At 40.7% G+C, this 18,769-nt stretch carries 14 protein-coding genes; 5 read left to right on the forward strand and 9 right to left on the reverse strand.

Annotated elements, in window-relative coordinates; translation table 11 throughout:
• Positions 1-2 precede the first annotated feature (2 nt).
• The 3 genes from PLE34_RS02410 (at position 3) to PLE34_RS02420 (ending at position 3,428) form a co-directional block, all read left to right on the forward strand.
• Positions 3-1,307 carry a radical SAM family protein gene (locus PLE34_RS02410; RefSeq protein WP_324553846.1) on the forward strand — a complete coding sequence of 435 codons (1,305 nt, stop codon included), beginning with the start codon at positions 3-5 and terminating at the stop codon, positions 1,305-1,307.
• 108 nt (positions 1,308-1,415) lie between these two features.
• Entirely contained in the window at positions 1,416-2,576 is a 1,161-nt protein-coding gene (locus tag PLE34_RS02415) for a prenyltransferase/squalene oxidase repeat-containing protein (protein WP_324553848.1), read from the forward strand.
• Positions 2,577-2,669: 93 nt separating this feature from the next.
• On the forward strand, positions 2,670-3,428 hold the full coding sequence (locus tag PLE34_RS02420) for a WecB/TagA/CpsF family glycosyltransferase (RefSeq protein WP_324553850.1): 759 nt from the start codon (positions 2,670-2,672) through the stop codon (positions 3,426-3,428).
• A gap of 26 nt (positions 3,429-3,454) precedes the next feature.
• Here PLE34_RS02420 and PLE34_RS02425 read toward each other — a convergent pair whose 3' ends face one another.
• The 5 genes from PLE34_RS02425 to PLE34_RS02445 all read right to left on the reverse strand — a co-directional run bounded on the left by PLE34_RS02425 (position 3,455) and on the right by PLE34_RS02445 (position 11,248).
• Positions 3,455-4,711 (reverse strand): O-antigen ligase family protein, encoded by a 1,257-nt coding sequence (locus PLE34_RS02425; RefSeq protein WP_324553852.1) that lies wholly within the window; start codon positions 4,709-4,711, stop codon positions 3,455-3,457.
• 10 nt (positions 4,712-4,721) lie between these two features.
• The gene (locus tag PLE34_RS02430; protein ID WP_324553854.1) at positions 4,722-6,869 is read right to left on the reverse strand and encodes a bi-domain-containing oxidoreductase; all 2,148 of its coding nucleotides are present in this window, start codon (positions 6,867-6,869) and stop codon (positions 4,722-4,724) included.
• Positions 6,870-6,976: 107 nt separating this feature from the next.
• Complete coding sequence (locus tag PLE34_RS02435) at positions 6,977-8,170, reverse strand: hypothetical protein (protein ID WP_324553856.1); 1,194 nt, start codon at positions 8,168-8,170, stop codon at positions 6,977-6,979.
• 79 nt (positions 8,171-8,249) lie between these two features.
• The gene (asnB, locus tag PLE34_RS02440; protein ID WP_324553858.1) at positions 8,250-10,148 is read right to left on the reverse strand and encodes an asparagine synthase (glutamine-hydrolyzing); all 1,899 of its coding nucleotides are present in this window, start codon (positions 10,146-10,148) and stop codon (positions 8,250-8,252) included.
• A 2-nt stretch (positions 10,149-10,150) separates the two neighbouring features.
• Complete coding sequence (locus tag PLE34_RS02445) at positions 10,151-11,248, reverse strand: glycosyltransferase family 4 protein (RefSeq protein ID WP_324553860.1); 1,098 nt, start codon at positions 11,246-11,248, stop codon at positions 10,151-10,153.
• 169 nt (positions 11,249-11,417) lie between these two features.
• Between PLE34_RS02445 and PLE34_RS02450 the strand changes: the two genes are divergently transcribed.
• On the forward strand, positions 11,418-12,122 hold the full coding sequence (locus PLE34_RS02450; RefSeq protein WP_324553862.1) for a class I SAM-dependent methyltransferase: 705 nt from the start codon (positions 11,418-11,420) through the stop codon (positions 12,120-12,122).
• A 5-nt stretch (positions 12,123-12,127) separates the two neighbouring features.
• Here the strand turns inward: PLE34_RS02450 and PLE34_RS02455 are convergent, their stop codons facing one another.
• The 3 genes from PLE34_RS02455 to PLE34_RS02465 all read right to left on the reverse strand — a co-directional run bounded on the left by PLE34_RS02455 (position 12,128) and on the right by PLE34_RS02465 (position 15,889).
• Positions 12,128-13,354: a hypothetical protein gene (locus tag PLE34_RS02455; RefSeq protein ID WP_324553864.1), complete on the reverse strand. Its 1,227-nt coding sequence runs from the start codon at positions 13,352-13,354 to the stop codon at positions 12,128-12,130.
• Positions 13,355-13,356: 2 nt separating this feature from the next.
• Positions 13,357-14,676 carry a hypothetical protein gene (locus PLE34_RS02460; RefSeq protein ID WP_324553866.1) on the reverse strand — a complete coding sequence of 440 codons (1,320 nt, stop codon included), beginning with the start codon at positions 14,674-14,676 and terminating at the stop codon, positions 13,357-13,359.
• Between the two features lie 109 nt (positions 14,677-14,785).
• Positions 14,786-15,889, reverse strand: coding sequence for a YveK family protein (locus PLE34_RS02465; RefSeq protein ID WP_324553867.1), 1,104 nt, complete (start codon positions 15,887-15,889; stop codon positions 14,786-14,788).
• A gap of 510 nt (positions 15,890-16,399) precedes the next feature.
• On the opposite strand from PLE34_RS02465, the gene PLE34_RS02470 reads away from it, so the two are divergent.
• The gene (locus PLE34_RS02470) at positions 16,400-17,182 is read left to right on the forward strand and encodes a sugar transferase (protein ID WP_324553869.1); all 783 of its coding nucleotides are present in this window, start codon (positions 16,400-16,402) and stop codon (positions 17,180-17,182) included.
• Here PLE34_RS02470 and PLE34_RS02475 read toward each other — a convergent pair whose 3' ends face one another.
• Complete coding sequence (locus tag PLE34_RS02475) at positions 17,183-18,724, reverse strand: YifB family Mg chelatase-like AAA ATPase (RefSeq protein WP_324553871.1); 1,542 nt, start codon at positions 18,722-18,724, stop codon at positions 17,183-17,185. It lies immediately after the preceding gene.
• Between the last annotated feature and the right edge of the window lie 45 nt (positions 18,725-18,769).

An 18,769-nucleotide genomic window follows, 5' to 3' on the forward strand; every position in this document is an offset into this window, starting at 1 on the left:
GAATGGCAGTGTTACAGCAATCACCATATATTTTATATTCCAATGGCAGTGGAGCCATTTTTGAAGATACCTCCTTATACGCTGTTGGCAGAACCGGCTGGGATGCAGTGGCGGTGCCGGTGGAAGACTGGATACCCTTACCCGATGGAGGGTCATTGTATGAACTGCCCGGGCGGAGGGGCATCGGCATTGATGTGGAAACAGGTGAAATGCGGCTGTGTGAGAAAGGATGGGCCGTTGCTGCTTTTATTCCGCCTGCCCATACCGGTCTGTATATAGCCGCGTACGAAACGCAACCCGAAGCGCCGGTGCTGCCTTTATTCTGTTACACGGCAGCCGCATGGCTTAACGACCAGTTTTATGTTCCCGCAGTACGTATTGAGCAGGACATCCGGCAGGAATGCAGCGGTTATGATGATACGCTTATTCACCAGGGAGTTGATACCTTATTACAGGCTTATCCGCATAACCGTTTGGTAAAGCACCTGGCAGAAAATTGCTGTCTTACTTATCATTGTCCGGCCGCCAGGAATTATTTTATTGGAAGATGGGAATGTCCTGTTCCTTCATCACCGGCATGTAACGCCAATTGTATTGGCTGTATCTCCTTTCAGCCGCAGGAAGAAAGCATACCTTCTACGCAGGATCGCCTTACTTTTAAACCCACGCCGGAAGAAATTGTAGAGTTTACCGTGCCGCATTTGCAAACAGCGCCATTTCCCCTGGTGAGCTTTGGACAGGGCTGCGAAGGCGAACCCCTGCTGATGTGGGAAACCATAAGCAAAGCCATTGCTGAAATACGCAGGCATACGCCCAACGGAAGCATCAATATCAATACCAATGGTTCTAAGCCCGCGGCTGTAAAAGCACTGTGTGAGGCAGGGCTGAACAGTATAAGAGTAAGCACCAATTCGGCCCGTAAGCACATTTATGAACCCTACTACCGGCCAAATAATTATATTTTTGAAGACATTGTAGAGAGCCTGAAGGTAGTGCGCAGTTATGGCGGATGGACATCCATCAACTACTTTGTGTTTCCCGGCATGACCGATAGCGTGGAAGAATATGAGGCATTAAGGAAGCTGATAAAAGATACGGACCTGTGTATGATCCAGTGGCGTAATTTTAATATAGATCCCGACTGGTATATGGGTAAAATCGGCGCTTATGAAACGGGTGAATGCATAGGCATAAAACAACTGATGTCACTCATCCGTGAGGAGTTTCCTCATTTAAAATTCGGATATTTTAATCCGCCTATAGAAAGGATTCAGGGGGATTATGAGATGGATTTTGCGCATGGATGAAGTTAGGAGTATAAGAAGGTTTTCTTTGTCATTAAGTTGTATAAATCTCCGGATGTTCTGCATTGAATTTATTTTTGATTAAAGCATTTGGGATCAGCTCCCTGAACTATGAACAGGATTTTTGAAGACAGTTTTAAGAAACTGCAAGGATATTGCGAAGCGGAAGGGTATAAAGGTTGGGATCCTTACGATGGTTTAACAAGCAAGCTGTTTCAGCACCTCCCCTTTATCAGTAAAAGCCGTTTTTGCCGTCTGGCGTGGATACAGCTATTTAAACGCAACCCGGTCAATCTGCGTCCGCTTGTTTTCATTCCCAAACAATATAATGCTAAGGGGTTGGGGCTTTTTCTTACAGGTTACTGTAACTTGCACAAAGCTGAAGCAAATACTGAGCTGAGCGATAAGATTCATTTCCTGGCAAATAAAATTATTGAATTGCAATGCAAAGGCTACTCAGGTAGCTGCTGGGGATATTATTTCGACTGGCAGGCAAGAGCTTTTTTTCAGCCGGCGAATACTCCAACTGTGGTAGCTACCTCTTTTGTTGCAGATGCTTTATTCAATGCTTTTGAAATTACAGGTGAAACGAAATACCGCGATACCGCTCTGTCGGCCGCCAACTTTGTTTTGAAAGACCTCAACAGGACATATGATGGCAAAGGGAATTTTTCTTTTTCTTATTCTCCCCTTGATGACACAACCGTTTTTAATGCCTCCCTGTTAGGGACAAAATTATTAAGCAGGTCGTATTATTATACACAGGAAGAAACACTGAAGGAAGTTGCACTCAAATCAGTGCAGTTTAGCTGCGATCACCAGCAGGAAAATGGCGCATGGAGCTATGGCACTTTGCCTTATCATGCCTGGATAGATAATTTTCATACTGGTTTTAATCTTGAGTGTATCCATGCTTATCAACAGTATACAGGAGATAATTCATTTACTCCGAATGTTGATAAAGGGCTAAAGTATTACCTGGATACTTTTTTTACTGAAGAAGGTATCTCTAAATATTACCATAACAGTTTGTATCCCGTAGATATACATGCTCCTGCACAATTAATAGTTACGCTTGCCAAATTAAAGCAGTTGGAACAACACCGTATACTTGCTGAAAAAGTGCTGCTTTGGACAATTACACATATGCAGGATGAAAGCGGCTATTTCTTTTATCAGAAAAAGCGGTATTTCAGCTCCAGAATTCCTTATATGCGCTGGGCGCAGGCGTGGATGTTTTACGCATTGAGCTATTATAAAACGTATACTTAAAAATACAGCTTTTAATAATGACGTAAGTCGTATACTTTCAATATTGTCAGTTTCACGTATGTTTTTTAATAATTTTACAAGCAAATACCCGGTATGAAGGAAAGAATTTACCTGATGGGAACTCCCATTGATAACCTTACAATGGAAGAGACCCTGGATTTAATTAAGAATGCTATAGAAAGACATGAGCATCTTCATCATACCGTGGTAAATGCCGGAAAAATTGTTTCCATGCATTCGAATGAGCAGCTAAGGGAAAGTGTTATCAATGCCGATATTATTAATGCCGATGGGCAGGCTGTAGTGTGGGCTTCCAAGTTACTGGGTACTCCTTTAAAAGAACGTGTTGCGGGTATAGATCTTATGAGTAGCTTAGTGAAATTTGCTTTTAAGAATCAATATAAAATATTTTTCCTGGGAGCGAAACAGGATGTACTGAAGGAATTGGTTTCCAGATACAGCCTTCAATATTCTCCTGAAATCATTGCAGGTTACAGAAACGGATACTTTAAAAAGGAAGACGAAAAAGAGATAGCACGTCAGATAAATAACAGCAAAGCTCATATGCTGTTTGTAGCCATTACATCTCCCATAAAAGAAAATTTTTTATATGAAAACAGGGATGTGCTGAAAAATGTGAATTTTATAATGGGGGTAGGCGGCAGCTTCGATGTCGTAGCAGGTTACGTTAAAAGAGCGCCTTTATGGATGCAGCGCTCGGGATTGGAATGGTTATTCCGGGTTTACCAGGAACCACGCAGAATGTTCAAGAGGTATCTTGTCGGTAATTTTAAATTCATACAACTTCTTATTAAGTATAAACTATCCGGAAAGTCGTATACTTCTTCTTAATAACCACAACAGCATTTGGTACGCTGCTAAGAAGACCTTTTACGCAGGTTAAAATGTGTGTAAACGGAATAGAAAAACATAAAAAACAATATGCCCTGCTGTCTGTGCAATAGAGATTCTGTACAGAATGTAATGAGGCATACAATAAGAAACGGAAAGTATAAGGTATAAACCCCATTCCTGATAAGAGGAGAAAAAATAAGTGTAAGAAAAACAGATAAGCCCACTACACCGAGTGCTGCAAGTATTTCCATGTATTGGTTGTGCGCATTGTAATTGTGAAGTGCGAGATCATCAAATCCTTTTTCAATATATTTTTCTTTTCTTACGTCTGCGATATCGCCGAGAGTAGTTCCCCAAACGGGTTTAGATGTAAAGATGTTATAATACACGCTCCATTTTGCCAGGCGTATAGTAAATAAATTTCTTTCCGACTGAACATCTGTAATAACAATCGCTTTATTTTTCAGCGAATCTATTTTAGCGTTTTTATAAGGGTTGATGTATAAAATAGCTATACCGGCGATCAATACGCATATAGCTAAAATTTTTTTGAAAGCGGTATTAAAATATCTCTGATGCTTTTGCTGCTTAATCAGCAATAATAACAATAGCATAAAGTAAACGCCAATCCCAACAAGCGAATCAAGTAAAAAAATACTGATACTTAAAAATAACGCGGTACACAGCATCAGTATTTTCTGTTTGCGCGTGTGGCTGTTTTTGGATGTAAAGTAAAGATGGAATAATATAGCGATCCCCAGGTTGGCAAAAGCTGTCCCATATGTGGGATGCCAGTTATAGTAAACATTGGTTAGCCCGAATGAGTGCAGCTTATGATAATACCCGTCAAACAGCATTACACTGGTAATACCTGTTACCGCTATATTGATAATATTGTAAATCACGGCGAACAATAAGGTTACCGTTATGGAAATGAGGAAAGATATACTGATCTTCCGGAGTAATTCCCTGTTGATAAGAGGAGATGTGCCTATAAAAACAGGGAATAAAATAAAGGGCAGCATGGTGGATAATGTGCTTAGCGCTACTCTGAAGTTCTCAGAGAAAAAGAACCCCGCAACTATGTACAGGTAGAGTAAAGTGGGTAACAACACCTGCTTTTTATATAGAGATCCGGGCAACTGCCGGTAATTTTTTTGTATGATCCAGCAAACTGCTGCTATAGCTAAAAAAAATAATACGCCTCCATATAAAGGTGACGGCAGAACAATTGCCACACCCAGCAGGCAATACCTGTATATTTTATCGGTGGTCAACAAAAAGTCAAATTTATATTTGCTGGGGCAAACCGGTATGTAAACTGTCTAATATTTTTAAAGTTGCTTTGGTGGTAGCATACATGGATTCAAAAGAAATAGGTGAGGGGTGTCCTTCCTTTATTGCGTTAAGAAATGCATGAACTTCCTGCGTATGACCTTTTCCCTCCATTTTTAATTTGACCATTTTATTATTGCTGTACCATTCGCCGCCCCTGAAATCGTTGATAATGCCAATTTTCCCTCCCCCATACACTTCAAGCCGTTCTTTTGGTAATGCCTTATCGCCGGTAGCCACATATACAATGCTTCCCACTGACCCGTCTGTAAACTGGATATTGATCACGATATTGTCGTCATTCTTATTAACACTATTAGCCGAATGGATGCATTGGGCAAATACGGTTTGAGGCAGCGCTTCCGTAAAATACTGCATCAGGTCAATAAAGTGACATACTTCGCCAATGATCCTACCTCCACCGGTTTGCTCATCCTGGGTCCAGTGATCCTTAGGAATGAAACCGGCGTTCACTCTGTAATTCATTACCAGCGGTTCATTAATACCCTTAAAATTTTGTTTCAATGCACTTGCTACCGGAGAAAACCTGCGGTTGAATCCCACCATTAGTCTCCCGCCCTGTTGCATATAGCAGGCTTTTACGTTTTCCAGTTCCTCCTCGTGCATTGCAAGCGGTTTTTCAACAAATACATTTTTGCCTGCTTTTAGCGCTTCTATTACATAAGGAGCATGTGAATTGTGTGGTGTGGCAATAAAAACTGTATTTATTTCCTTATTGTCAATTACATCCTTACTGTTTGACGACGCACTGTCAAAAGAAAATTTCTGAGCTACATTTTGTGCTGTAATACCCTTTGAGGTTACTACTACTTTTAATCCTCCTCCAAAGTTTTTTACATTGGGAATGAGGTAACTTTGTGCGAAGCTTCCTGCACCTATAAATCCCGCCTCAATTTGCTGCTGCGCTGCCCCGTTATGCTGAATGATTTTTGTGTGTATGAACTTGCTGTCATTGTCGGGATAATGCAGCAAAATACCAATATGCGGTTCCTGTCTTTTTCCTGTTACAATATCATAAGCCGTTTCCGCTTCTGTTATATCAAATGTATGGGTGATGAGTGGTTTAATGTTAATGCCACCCTGCGCCACCAGTTGAAGAAACGCTTCCATGTTCCGTTGCTCTGTCCACCTTACATAGGCGTAAGGATAATCAATGCCTTTTTCTTCATATTCCGTATCATAACGGCCTGGACCATACGAACAGGAAAGCCTTAAATCCAGCTCTTTGCGATAGAAATGGGGATCCCTGGGCACATCCAGCTTAATGGCGCCAACGGCTACCACCTTTCCTTTTTTACGCGTAATTTCGGCCGATAATTCTATGGGGTCGTTTGAGGAAGTGGCCGCGGTGATAATTACGCTGTCAAACCCGTAGCCATTGGTAAACTGGTTTGCCATAGCCATAAGGTTGGCATCGCTGCGCTGAACAGCATCATCTGCCCCCAGATTGCGTGCTAGCTGAACAAGAGATTCTGAAATATCAATGCCAAGTACCTTACATCCATTGGCTTTCAACAACTGGCATGTGATCTGTCCAAGAAGACCTAACCCAATTACACAAACCGTTTCTCCGAGTTTGGGATCGGCCTGCCGCAGGCCCTGCATGGCTATTGCTCCCAGGGTAGTAAAGCTTGCTTCTTCATATGGAACGGTGTCTGGAATTTTAACTACCAGGTTTTGAGGAACACAGATCACTTCAGCATGCGATGCATAGTCCTGTCCCGCACATGCTACCCTATCGCCGGGCTTAAAAAAATGGTTGGTATCCATTGAGGCTATTACCCTGCCGCAAGTGCTATAACCCAATGCTTTTAGCGTGTCTAATTTGGTGCGTACTTTTTCAAGTGTTGCCTTCAGGCCTTCTTTCCTTACATTTTGTATAACCTGCGCTACCAGGTCCGGACGTTGCCTGGCCTTTCCAAGCAGGTTAGCCTTAGCCACTTTTACGGTGCTCCTTTCCGTTCCGGCGCTGATTAAGGAAAATTTATTTTCTATTAGAACCATGCCTTTGGTTAATGCCGGAGCAGGTACTTCATCTACATACAGCTCACCCGTTTTAAAATTTTGAATCACTTGTTTCATTGAAGCTATACTATACTTTAAACAGTCGTCAGCAATATTGCAGGTGAACAAATGTATTGTATTGCATTTATATAACCAGAGGTCAGTTATGATTTACTTACCCGGCTTTATTGAAATGGATAGGAAAGCGTGTAAGATGCCCCGGTTACAAAGTAGGCTTTGTTGTGCCACATTTCCTGTAGCTCTTCTATTAATGTGCTGAACGCATACTGTCCGAATGGAGCTATTTTATCCCAGGGAGCCGTTTCATTTTGCAGATCTCCGCCGGAAAGAAAGGTGCCATCTTCGTTCCGGTACCTGAAGGAGAAATAAGGATCTATTACTATCCACTTTTCCTGAAAGGGGTTCCAGTATTCAAGGAACTGGTGAAACCCTGTTTGTGTGTCATCCTGCAGGTGTATGGCTCTTGTGGGAATATTGAATTCATTGGTCAGTATTTCCTGCAGGCTTAGCGACGATCGCTGACAGTAGGCAACAGAAGCGCTGTCGGGCACACTTAGATAATACGGCAGGTAAATATATTCATTGCGGTTGATCAACAGTGTTTGCAATTCGGGTAATTCACCTGCAAATAAATCGTATCCTCTGATCACAGATTGCAAAACGCCGTTTATATAGTCGCATAATAAAGAAATACTACTATCCAGTTGATCAGCGCTGAAAGACAGCGCCGCCTTTTGATTCAGGTAATCCGAAAAACCGGTTTTGGTTATATGCGGTTCATAATTTTGTTGTACCACCTGAACCGGGCCACAATCAAAAGAACCCGACATACCATCCGGGAAGCCAATTTCTATGCTTACATTATTGGCAATCCCGCTGTTGAAAAGAAATTCAAATAATGCTTCGCCTTTACTGTCTGCTTTTTCATATTTTCCCAGGAGCATACGGGTGGCAGTATTAAATACATATACCCCACCTGCAATATGATTGCTGATATCGTATTTGATTGTTGTGCTCACTTTATAAAAAGTATTCGGCTGCACATTTATCGTTTGAAATAAGATATGTTCTCCTTCTGAATTGCTTTTCATGCTCAGTCCGTTGGCAGAATGAGTAAACACATCTGTATTCTGATAAATCTGTCTCATTTGCCAGTTTTGAGGCAATGTGTAGGCACTATCCCATGTGGAAAAATCTGCATTTAACAAAAGGTTGGAGCCTGGTATAGCAGGTGGAATATTGATCTCAAAAATTGTGTGTTCATTTTTGGAGCAGGAAGACAGGAATATTGTTCCGGCAATCAAAATGGTTACGAGAATAACATGCAATGAGATATTAGGCTTAATATAAATATTCAAAAATTGCTTCTTTTAGGCGAATGAAATCTGTTGCCAGGTATAAGTTCACAGAAATCATGCCGCAGTATTTAACAACTTTTTAATCTATATATTGTCTGAACCACAATTCCATTGTTATAAGCATATATAATCTGTATGCATTGTCTTCTGCTCCTTTTCTGTCGTTATCAATAATCCTTCTGATATAATTGTAATTAAAAATCTCCCGTTGATTTACAGCGTCCTCACTGAGTAATTCATCAACCAGCGGCCGCAATTCCCCGCTGATCCAGGAGCGGATAGGTGCGCCAAAAGAAGCCTTGGGACGGTATATGATTTCTTTGGGCAAATAATCTTCTGCTACTTTTTTTAATATGTACTTGCTTTGTTTGTATTTATACTTGAGCTTGCCGGGGATCTTCATTGCCAGTTCAATAACTTCCTTATCAATAAAGGGCACTCTTACCTCAACGGAAGCCGCCATAGAAGCCCTGTCGGTATAACTGAGATTCAGGCCCTGCATAAACATATGAATATCCGTATGACAGACCTGGTTAATCAGATCATCTTTATAAAGCTGGTTAAAGATGCTCCTGTGCTGGCTTCGCAGCCAGTCATATTCCGCGGTTATATCTTCCCTGAACAGTTGCTGTATTTCTGTTGCGCTGTAATAAGAATAGCTTCTCATATATGCTTCTTCAGTGCTTAAATTTGCAAAAGAAATAAAACGCTTGGCCCACCGGAACAAACGAATACCTTTTTCACCCTGTTTAACGGGCAGCGTTCCTGTCAATCTTGTGATCAGGTTTCTTATTACAGCAGGTATTTTTTTATACCTTTTAGCCAGCAGTATTGCTTTATGCCTTCGGTAGCCAAAGAAAATTTCATCGGCTCCCATCCCCGACAATAAAACCTTTACTCCTTTTTTCCTCGCTGCCGCACAAATAAGATGTGTATTTAATGCAGCCGGGTCGCCAATGGGCTCATCCAGCGTATACACCATTTCTTTCAGATCGTTAATGATATCTGCCTCTACCAGGATTTCATTATGATCGAAATGGTGCAATGCTGCCAGCTTTTTGGCATACCGTTCATCTTCCGGCATTTGTTCCGCTTTTTTGTCTTTATCAGATGTAGCAATTGTATACGTAGATAAACGGCTGTTGTGTTTTGCTGCAAGTACTGATATCAGCGAGGAATCGAGCCCTCCGCTGAGAAAGGCGCTTACCGGTACATCAGCGATCATGTGCCTTTGAAGGGAATTTTCCATGCATGCCTTCAGCTTCGCAGTTGCTTCCGCTTCATTTTCAATAAAGGCACTTTCCTTTAGCTCCCAGTATCTTATGGGGTTAATTTCCGGCAACCCGCCTGTAAGATCTATGAGTATATAATGCGCAGCCGGTAGTTTGTATATATTTTCGAAGCAGGTAATATTTCCGGGAATCCACAGGTAATTAACGGCAGCCACCAGGGCTTTTTTATTAAGTGTTTTATTTACTCCGGGTACCTTGAGTAATGTTTTCAGTTCTGAAGAAAAGGTGAAAGCATTATTGATCCGGGTGTAGAACAAAGGTTTTATTCCAAAATGATCCCGCGCAATGAAAAGTTTATTGGTATCAGTTTCAAAAATGGCAAAAACAAACATTCCATTCAGGTCATCAAGGCATTTCTCTTTTTTTATACGGTAAAGCTCAAGCAATACTTCCGTATCGGAAGTAGTTTTGAATTCCACTGAGGGATCCCATTGCCGGATTTGATCTTTTAATGCCTCGTAGTTATATATTTCCCCGTTGAATATAATGGTGAGGTTGCCTTTAGTAAAGGGCTGATCCGATCTTTTGTCAAGATCAATTATAGATAATCTTTGATGTGCAAAGCATACATTATTATACTGCCAGTGGGCCTGGCTGTCGGGGCCCCGGTGCTGTTGTACCCGGTTAGCCATTTGAGCCAGGGTAACGGGATCCTTAAAATTAATAAACCCTGCTATGCCGCACATCTTTACTGTTTGTTTAAAATATCGTGGATAATGGTAAATACATTTTTGTCGAAAATTTCAAAGGTGTACTTTTCGTGAAAATCCCTACGGGCTGTTTCTCCCATACGCTTTGCCGCTTCGGGGTCGTCAATCATGTTTTCGAGAAGATCTGCCCAATCCTGCGGATCGGTGCTGCCACACAATTTCCCATTTCTACCGTCTTCAATTATGTCGGGAATGGCGCCGGTAAACGTAGAAACAGTAACCAATCCGCATTGCATTGCTTCCAGGATAGTCAGCGGAAAAGCCTCATTAACGTAAAAGCTGGGGAATACGAAATAATCTGCCGAACAAAGCGCATCAAATTTTTCACTGTCGTATAATGGGCCCATAACGCTGATATGATCTCCTAAGTTGTTTGTGTTTATAAACTTCCTGGCTTCCTCAATGGTAAAATCTCCATTGTTGCCCACAATGAGCGCATTAAAACCTATTCCGCTTTGCTTCAGTATTTTCATACTTTCCAGGAAAGTTAATATGCCTTTGCTTTTATAGAGGTTCGACAGAAAGATAAATGTTGGATAACTGTGATCTTTTTTCCGGGGCAGATTAAGCTGCAGGGGTACGGCATTGGTAAGCACATAATATTTTCCAAAATGCACGTTACGGAAGTCTGAAGATAAACGTTCGGCGAGGCAAATTGGAAAAGTATTTTTGAATACCTGCTTATATAGCCATGTTTTCCATCGCCGCTTGCTGCTGTTTTCCGCAACGCCGCGCCCATGGAGATGTAAAACCAGTTTAATACCAAAGGCTTTTATAATCAAAGCATATAATGCATCCCTGTAAAATGCAGGGCCGGACGGGGCAAAATTGTAATACACAAGAGTGGGACGGAAAATGAAGAGGGTCCAAATCAGCCTGGCCGTAAAAACAGGGGTGAGCAATATTTTCCTCACAGAAAACTTACCGATATTCGCTACAGAATTCGCAAATTGCAGGGGTAATACCTTACAGAAAAAATTTTCCCGTATAAACGGATTGTTAACAACATAGCTGTTAACAAGCGAAGCACCATGAATGGGAGGAGGCAGTTGAACAATAAAAAGAATTTTTTTCATTATGAACAAAAATATATTATCCATGCCTATTGTAAACAAAAAAAATATATTGCATATACTTATTTTTTAATGCAGTAATTTCATTGCCAGTTGCAGGAAAGACTGCAAGTTATACTTTATGACCTGGAAGCAAATAAGCGTCAGTTATTAAAATCTAATGCCTGATAACATGAATATTAAATTTTCAAGTAAATTTCCCAAACTTACGGTTATCAATAACCGTGACAAGTTTTTGCAGGAGTACGTTAAAGGGAAAACGGTTTTACATGGCGGGTGCGTTGACAGCGAACTGCTCGGTGAAAGAATAGCGACAAAGCTTTTATTGCACGACATACTGGCTACTACAGCAAAACGGCTTGTGGGAGTTGACGTTGATGAGGAAGGCATAAATGAAATGAAAAGAAAGGGATACAAGGATGTTTATTATGCCGATCTTGAGTCGTGGAACTATGATGAAAATTTTGATGTAATTGTACTTGGTGAAATTATTGAACATATTGACAACTGCGGACTTTTCCTTCAGTCTGTAATGCGCTTTTGCCGTGCGGATACCACTGTGATCTTTACCACCCCTAACAATTATTACTTTCTTTTTTGGATATACAGCTTTTTTGGAAAAGAGAGCATACATCCCGATCACAACTATGTTTTTTCTTTCAATTCTATAAAAGCGCTGCTTGGAAAATTTTCATTTGATGTAATAGACAATATTGTAGTATGGGAAAAGGTTGATTTTACCCGTGTTAGTGATACGGCATTTACACGTGTAAAAAAGAAAATTGCAGCCTTTCTGCTGAATAGCATTCACTTAATAAAGCCTGTTTTCCCACAATATGGGAAAGGGATGATAGTAATAGCAAAACGTGCTCAATAGAAGGCCTATATCCGATCCAGGTGTTTATATCTGAAAGCATAGGCCGTTGTAAAATAGATGAGCCAGAAATATGTTGCAGAATGAGGAAGTTCCAGTATCACATTAAAAGATACCCAAACAAAGCAACCGGCAAAGGCAAGCAGCAAAAATGATTTATTCCTGCTGGCAGGCAAAGGTGAAAGCATGATAGTGAGCCCAACATTTTTCAATGGCAGCAGGAACAACAGGGCTGGCAGCAACCCGATATGAAAAATAAAGGAAAGCCACGAATTGTGGGGCGGTGAAAGATAGCGTGCCATCGGGTAATATTCATCTATCATGATGGCGGAATGAATGGTTTCATTGATATATACTGCGAAACGATAGCTCATAAAGGGCTGACCGAAGCCGCTGCCCAGCACGGCATGTTTTGTTATAACTGATTCTTTCAGTACGTGTCCCCAGTATAATAGCCGCCAGCCTGCATTGGCATCCCTGAATTGAGGCAAAAGAAATAAAACCAGAAGCGATAAAAGGATAATGCAAACGGCTATGAGTCTTTGCATTGGCTTTATACGCATAAAAAAATAGAGTAATCCAATACAAAAAATGGCCAGGAAAGCAGAAGAATGCCCCAGCATGGTTGACAACACCAGGCAGCCTGAGAATTTTAAGAACCTGACCGGAGCCTTTTCTTCATAAGCCAATGCTACTGCAGCGTAAGTTATAATGCCAAAAATGATCAGCGGGGAAAAGTAATTATATTCTCCCTCTCTGAAAAGAGAAAAATTGTTTATAAAAAGATAACCATATACAATAAAAACGATCTGAAGTATAACAGATGCTACCGAAAGGTACAAGATGAGAGAAATGATCTTCCGGACGGCACTGTTGTTTTTTACCAGTAAATTAAAAAGCAGGTAGCTGCACAAAAGGTATACAATAAGGTTGAATTGCCGGAAGGTGATGGTCAGCATTTCACCTCTGGGTTCGTAATAAACAAGACTAAATACAAGATAAATAAATGCCAGAACAATTATAATAAGAACAGGTATAAAACGCAGGGTTATTTTTTTCCTGTTGTTCATAGCAATAAGCGTAAGTAAGCCCAAATACAGATCGTGCAGATAAAGGGGGCCTGCAACCTGGAATTTGGTAAATGCTTTACCAAAAAACAGCAGTAAAAAGAAATAAAGAACAACCAGTCCTTCTATACTAAAAAGTTTGTTCCATATAACAGCGGGGTATTTCAAACTTATTTGAAGTTGAGATTTGTCTTGAATAATTTCCGGTAGTTAAGCGCAATATACACTCCTCCCAGCATTGCCATCCCGGTATAAAGTCCGGCAAAGGTGTCATCCATAAAATACCTTATGATCAGCGGAAGCAGCAGGCATAAAAGCGATGTGAGCAGAAATTTTATCCTTAATAATATTGCTGCATCTTTATTAATGTAAACCAGTCCTGCAGCAAATATCAACTCGCCTGTAAATAAGGCTAACCCAATATTAAGGGGGCTTTGCCTGAAAAAAGACAGTATAATAACGGCAACTATTGATGTGATAGCAGCGGCAGCAGCATACTTTGCATATATTTTGTCTTTTTTCTTAAAAAGAGAACGGGTATGAAAGCTTATGAAAATGCACATCACTAAAGCAGATAGGCCGATTAGGATAATAAAACCTGTAAATGCTATGTATTGTATTCCAAAAAATATAGTAATCATGCTTTTAGGGAAAATGAGGGAAGCGCCGAGGAAGGAAGATCCAACAAGAATAGAGAGTTCATCTGCCCTGAGTGTCATTTCATCGTGTATCATTTCCTTTATGAAAGATTGGTTGATGATCCGCATTATGCCTTTAAAAATAACGTATAACTTTAAACCGAGGTAGCTCACCGCCAGCACCTGTTCATTATAAAAAAAAGACGCAACGAATAGCAATCCCAATCCCAGTATATACATTACTACCGTGGCGATTCCCAGGCTTATATTTTGGAGATATAATTTTAGCGCGGGAAAAACCGGAGACAGCAGGTATTTGCATTGAAGCTGACGTGAGATGGCGAAACCGGTGATCCCAAATATAACTACAGTGCTGCTTACGTAAGCAGCGGAAAGATATGTTTTATTGATAAAGACAAATATAATAAGCAACAGAGCGGGGATAAAAGTTCTGCAAAATGCCCATATGGCGGCTTTAACAGGCTGCCCTCTTCCATACAGCGCATAATCGCCGCTTAATGCAAAAACAGGAGCGAATATAAAAAGCCAGCAGGCAGGATACAGGGGGGCAAACAGAACGATCGCCATCATTAACAATCCTAATGTGATCCTTGCGCTTTGTGCCTGGTAATAAAATGGCTTCCAGTTTTTCTCCATCGCAATATGCCGGACCACTGAAAGCTGCAGCCCGAAACCGAGTATGCTTATTAACAGTTGAAATATAGAATCAATTTCCCCAATGGAAGATAAGGTAGCGGCTGAAGTGTTCTTTGAAAGGAATTTCAGTGCAACCAAGGTAAATACATGCGCTGCACCGGTCAGGAACGCTATTTGAGATAATCTTTTGAACATTGGTTACAAACTAAGGCCATTACTACCATGTAATTGGTGGGGATGAATTTTCCGCTGACAGCATTTCGCCGCACGACGAACAACGTATGCTGCATATTTTTAAAGTTGTTTACTGATCTGGTTTAGTGTGTTTCCGGCTTTGCTTTTTATCCATCTTGTCCAGGAACCTGTAACACTCAATGAGCAATACCAGGAAAAAAGAGGTAAGCAGTCCCATCCATGCATATTTGAAAAATTCCTGGTTATAGCCCGAAATTTTCATACCTCTCTTATTAATGTCTGAAGTAATGCGAAAAGTACTTTGCTCCTCAATAAGCTTATTTCGTATGCCGGTTATTGCATCTTTCAATTGCATTTCTTTATCGTACAGTTCAATTTCAGGATTGCTAAAGCTTTTATTGTTGCTACCCAGTACCACATTTCCTCCTTCACCTTTAGCGTTTCCCCGGGTAATGCTTATATTATAAGCAATGCGCAAAGAATCTAAGCTTGTTAAAGAGCGGCTTAACAGCGCTTCTTCTTCTTTTAATACATTTCTTAATTTGTCCTGTAACGCTATAAGGTCCTTGTTTTGCTCCAAATTTTTAACTAAGCCGGACTGTATGCTCCGGTATATCTCCGGGCTGTGGCTATACACCCTTATGCGCTGTAGCGGATAATTAACACCAGTAAGGTTTTTTCTGAAATCATCATATTTAATAACCATTACTCTTTGGGTGTCATTGACCGGGTTGTTACGGCTGTAATCTGATATAAAGTCTTTATAGAATTTAACAGTTTCAAGTTCATCATCTACAGGTGATATTTCAAACCGGATTAATTTTCTGCTGGCTGTTTCCGTAATGTCAAATACATCAGTGAGCTCTTTTATCTTCTCATCACTAATTAATGAATTAAAATAGTCTATAGCATTATACACCTGCCTTGAACTTCCAAGGCTAGATCTTACTATCATATCTGAATAGTATACCGGACCTTCTTTAAAATAGAAATATAGGCCCAGGCTCAAACCTGCCAGTGCTCCTGCTACTAACCACACAATTTTTCGCTTAATGAATATGAAAATGGAAAGGATAAGCTGGAATAGAAAAGAAAAAAATGATCCAATAGCCCTGGCTATAGAGGAAAATAATTTTCCAACGAGGTTCAAAAAAACACCCAGATCAATTTCACTTTCTTTTTGATCATTGGTTGGTTTAGTATCTGGCTGCATGAAACAGAATGTTAAAAGTATTGTTGGTAATAGTTACTTAAAAAAATCAAATATATGAAAGAGTTCTAAAATGAAAACGATGTGGATATAAAACAATGTGGCAAATACTCATACAAACCTACTTTATATTCAATAGGATAAACATATTTATAGCTGTTCATATCCCTAAAGCCGCTTTTGATATTTAGTTACTATATATAATTTTATTTCTATTATTATATTGTAAGTAAAAACACTTAAATGTGTTTTTTTTTCTTATAAATCAGTTGGCATCAAAATTTTTTCTTCAAAGCAACGTTATGCAAAAGCAACCTGTCAAATAAACCTGATAGCTAAAACATTGTAACCGTTCATTCAACACATTAAATGAAAATTTTTTGTGAAAGATGGCCCAAACAGAAAGTTTGGCTTAATTTTTTTACGTTGAAACCTGTTTCTTTGTGCAAATTTCCAAAATACCGTTACCGGTGTTGGGGCGAATTTTACGAAGACCTATAAAAGAAGACCATAATGTTTGTATCAAGTATTAAACCATTATCCTACGACCGGAATCTTAAATTAAAGAGCCAGGAATCATTGCGAACCTATATCCGGGAGAAAAAGAAATATCTTATTGTTAAGCGATCTTTTGATCTTGTATTATCTGTTTCGGTTATTATATTATTAATGAGCTGGTTATTGCCCTTAATTGCCATTTTGATCAGGCTAAGTTCTAAAGGAAGCATATTTTTTGTACAAAAGCGGGTGGGCTTTCTCGGCCGGTCGTTCAATTGCTATAAGTTCAGAACAATGGTGATGAATAAGGAGGCCGATACACAGCAGGCGGTTCAAAATGATCCCCGCATTACCAGGGTGGGAAAATTTCTCCGCAATTCTAACCTTGATGAGTTACCGCAATTCTTTAACGTTTTGATGGGAGATATGACTATTGTGGGCCCACGCCCCCATATGCACAGCGATTGCCAGCATTTCTCAGAAGTTATTGATAATTATAAGTTCCGCAATATTGTAAAACCAGGTATAACCGGTTTGGCCCAGGTAAAAGGATTCCGCGGTCCGGCTAAAACCTATGAAAGCATTTTCAAACGGTACCAGTGGGATGCCTTTTATGTGAGAAATGCCAACTTTTGGATGGATCTGCGCATCGTTAGAATAACAGCGGCACAGACCTTCTCTTTTATTTATAAACTGATCTTCCCTGTTACTACTGCAGAAAAACAGAAGGAGATAAGGGGAAAAACCTACCAGAAACTTTTATTAGATATGCGGCAAAGAATGAATGGCTTTTTATAGTTAGCCTGCCCATCCTTCCCTGTCGAGGCTCCTGTATTGTATGGCTTCTGCAAGATGTTCTGTTCTGATATGGCTACTGTCCGCAAGGTCTGCGATGGTTCGTGAAACTTTCAGTATGCGGTCGTAAGCTCTTGCTGAAAGATTAAGCTTATCCATCGCGGTTTTTAAAAGCGTTTGTCCTGCTGCATCTATGCCGCATATTTCTTTCAGCATTTTACTGCCAATTTGCGCATTGCAATAAATACCTGCATGACCGGTATATCTCATGGACTGTATTTCTCTTGCTTTAATAACCCGTTGTCTTATGGAAGCGGAATCCTCACCTCCTTTTTGTGCAGCTAATGCTGAAAAGGGAACAGGCGTAACTTCCACATGAAGGTCAATCCTGTCTAACAGCGGCCCCGAAATTTTATTCAGGTATTTTTGAACTGCGCCTGAAGGGCAGGAACACTCCTTTTCCGGATGGTTGTAAAAGCCGCAGGGGCATGGGTTCATAGAAGCTATGAGCATGAAGCTTGCCGGAAAATCTACCGCCACTTTCGCTCTAGAGATCGTTACTTTTCTTTCTTCCATGGGCTGCCGCATTACTTCCAGCACTGTTCTTTTAAATTCGGGCAGTTCATCTAAAAACAATACGCCGTTGTGCGACAATGATATTTCTCCCGGTTGAGGTATTCCGCCACCTCCTACCAACGCCGCATCACTAATGGTATGGTGCGGAGAACGGAAAGGCCGGCGCGAAATAAGAGTAGTATTAGCAGGAAGCTTACCGGCCACGCTATGGATCTTTGTGGTTTCCAGCGCTTCCTGTAAGGTAAGCGGAGGCAAAATGGAAGGTAGTCGTTTGGCCAGCATGGTTTTTCCGGCGCCGGGCGGACCTATTAATATGGCGTTATGCCCACCCGCTGCAGTAATTTCCAACGCGCGTTTAATGTTTTCCTGGCCTTTTACATCGCTAAAATCAAACTCAAAGCTGTACTGCGACTGGTAAAATTCTTCCTTCGTATTCACTACCACAGGCTGAAGCGAGGTTTCGTCCTTAAAAAAATCAATTACTTCATTGATGTGGCTCACACCATATACGTTCAGGTTATTTACCATACCGGCTTCCCTGCAATTCTGCATGGGTAATATCAAACCTTTAAACTGCTCTTTCCTGGCGGTAATGGCGATAGGTAATGCGCCTTTGATGGGTTGAATATTTCCATCCAGACTCAGTTCACCCATAATAACGTATTCGGAAAGCCTTTCAGCATTGGGAAGTTGTTCGCTGGCGCCCAGGATGGCGAGCGCGATGGGTAAGTCGAAAGCCGTACCGGTTTTCTTAATATCAGCGGGAGCAAGGTTTACAATAACTTTAATGCGGGGCATGTAATACCCGTTGTTTTTTAAAGTGCTTTCAATGCGCTGTTCGCTTTCTTTTACCGCATTATCCGGCAATCCTACCAGATAGAAAAATTTTCCATCGGTAACGTTTACTTCCACCGTAATGGTAAGGGCCTCCACCCCATACACGGCGCTTCCAAAGGTTTTAATCAGCATACAAAAAGGTTAGCCTAATGAATAGAATGAAATTACTGAAATAGT

Origin of the sequence: Agriterribacter sp., from assembly GCF_035445465.1 — a bacterium.
Lineage (GTDB): Bacteria > Bacteroidota > Bacteroidia > Chitinophagales > Chitinophagaceae > Agriterribacter.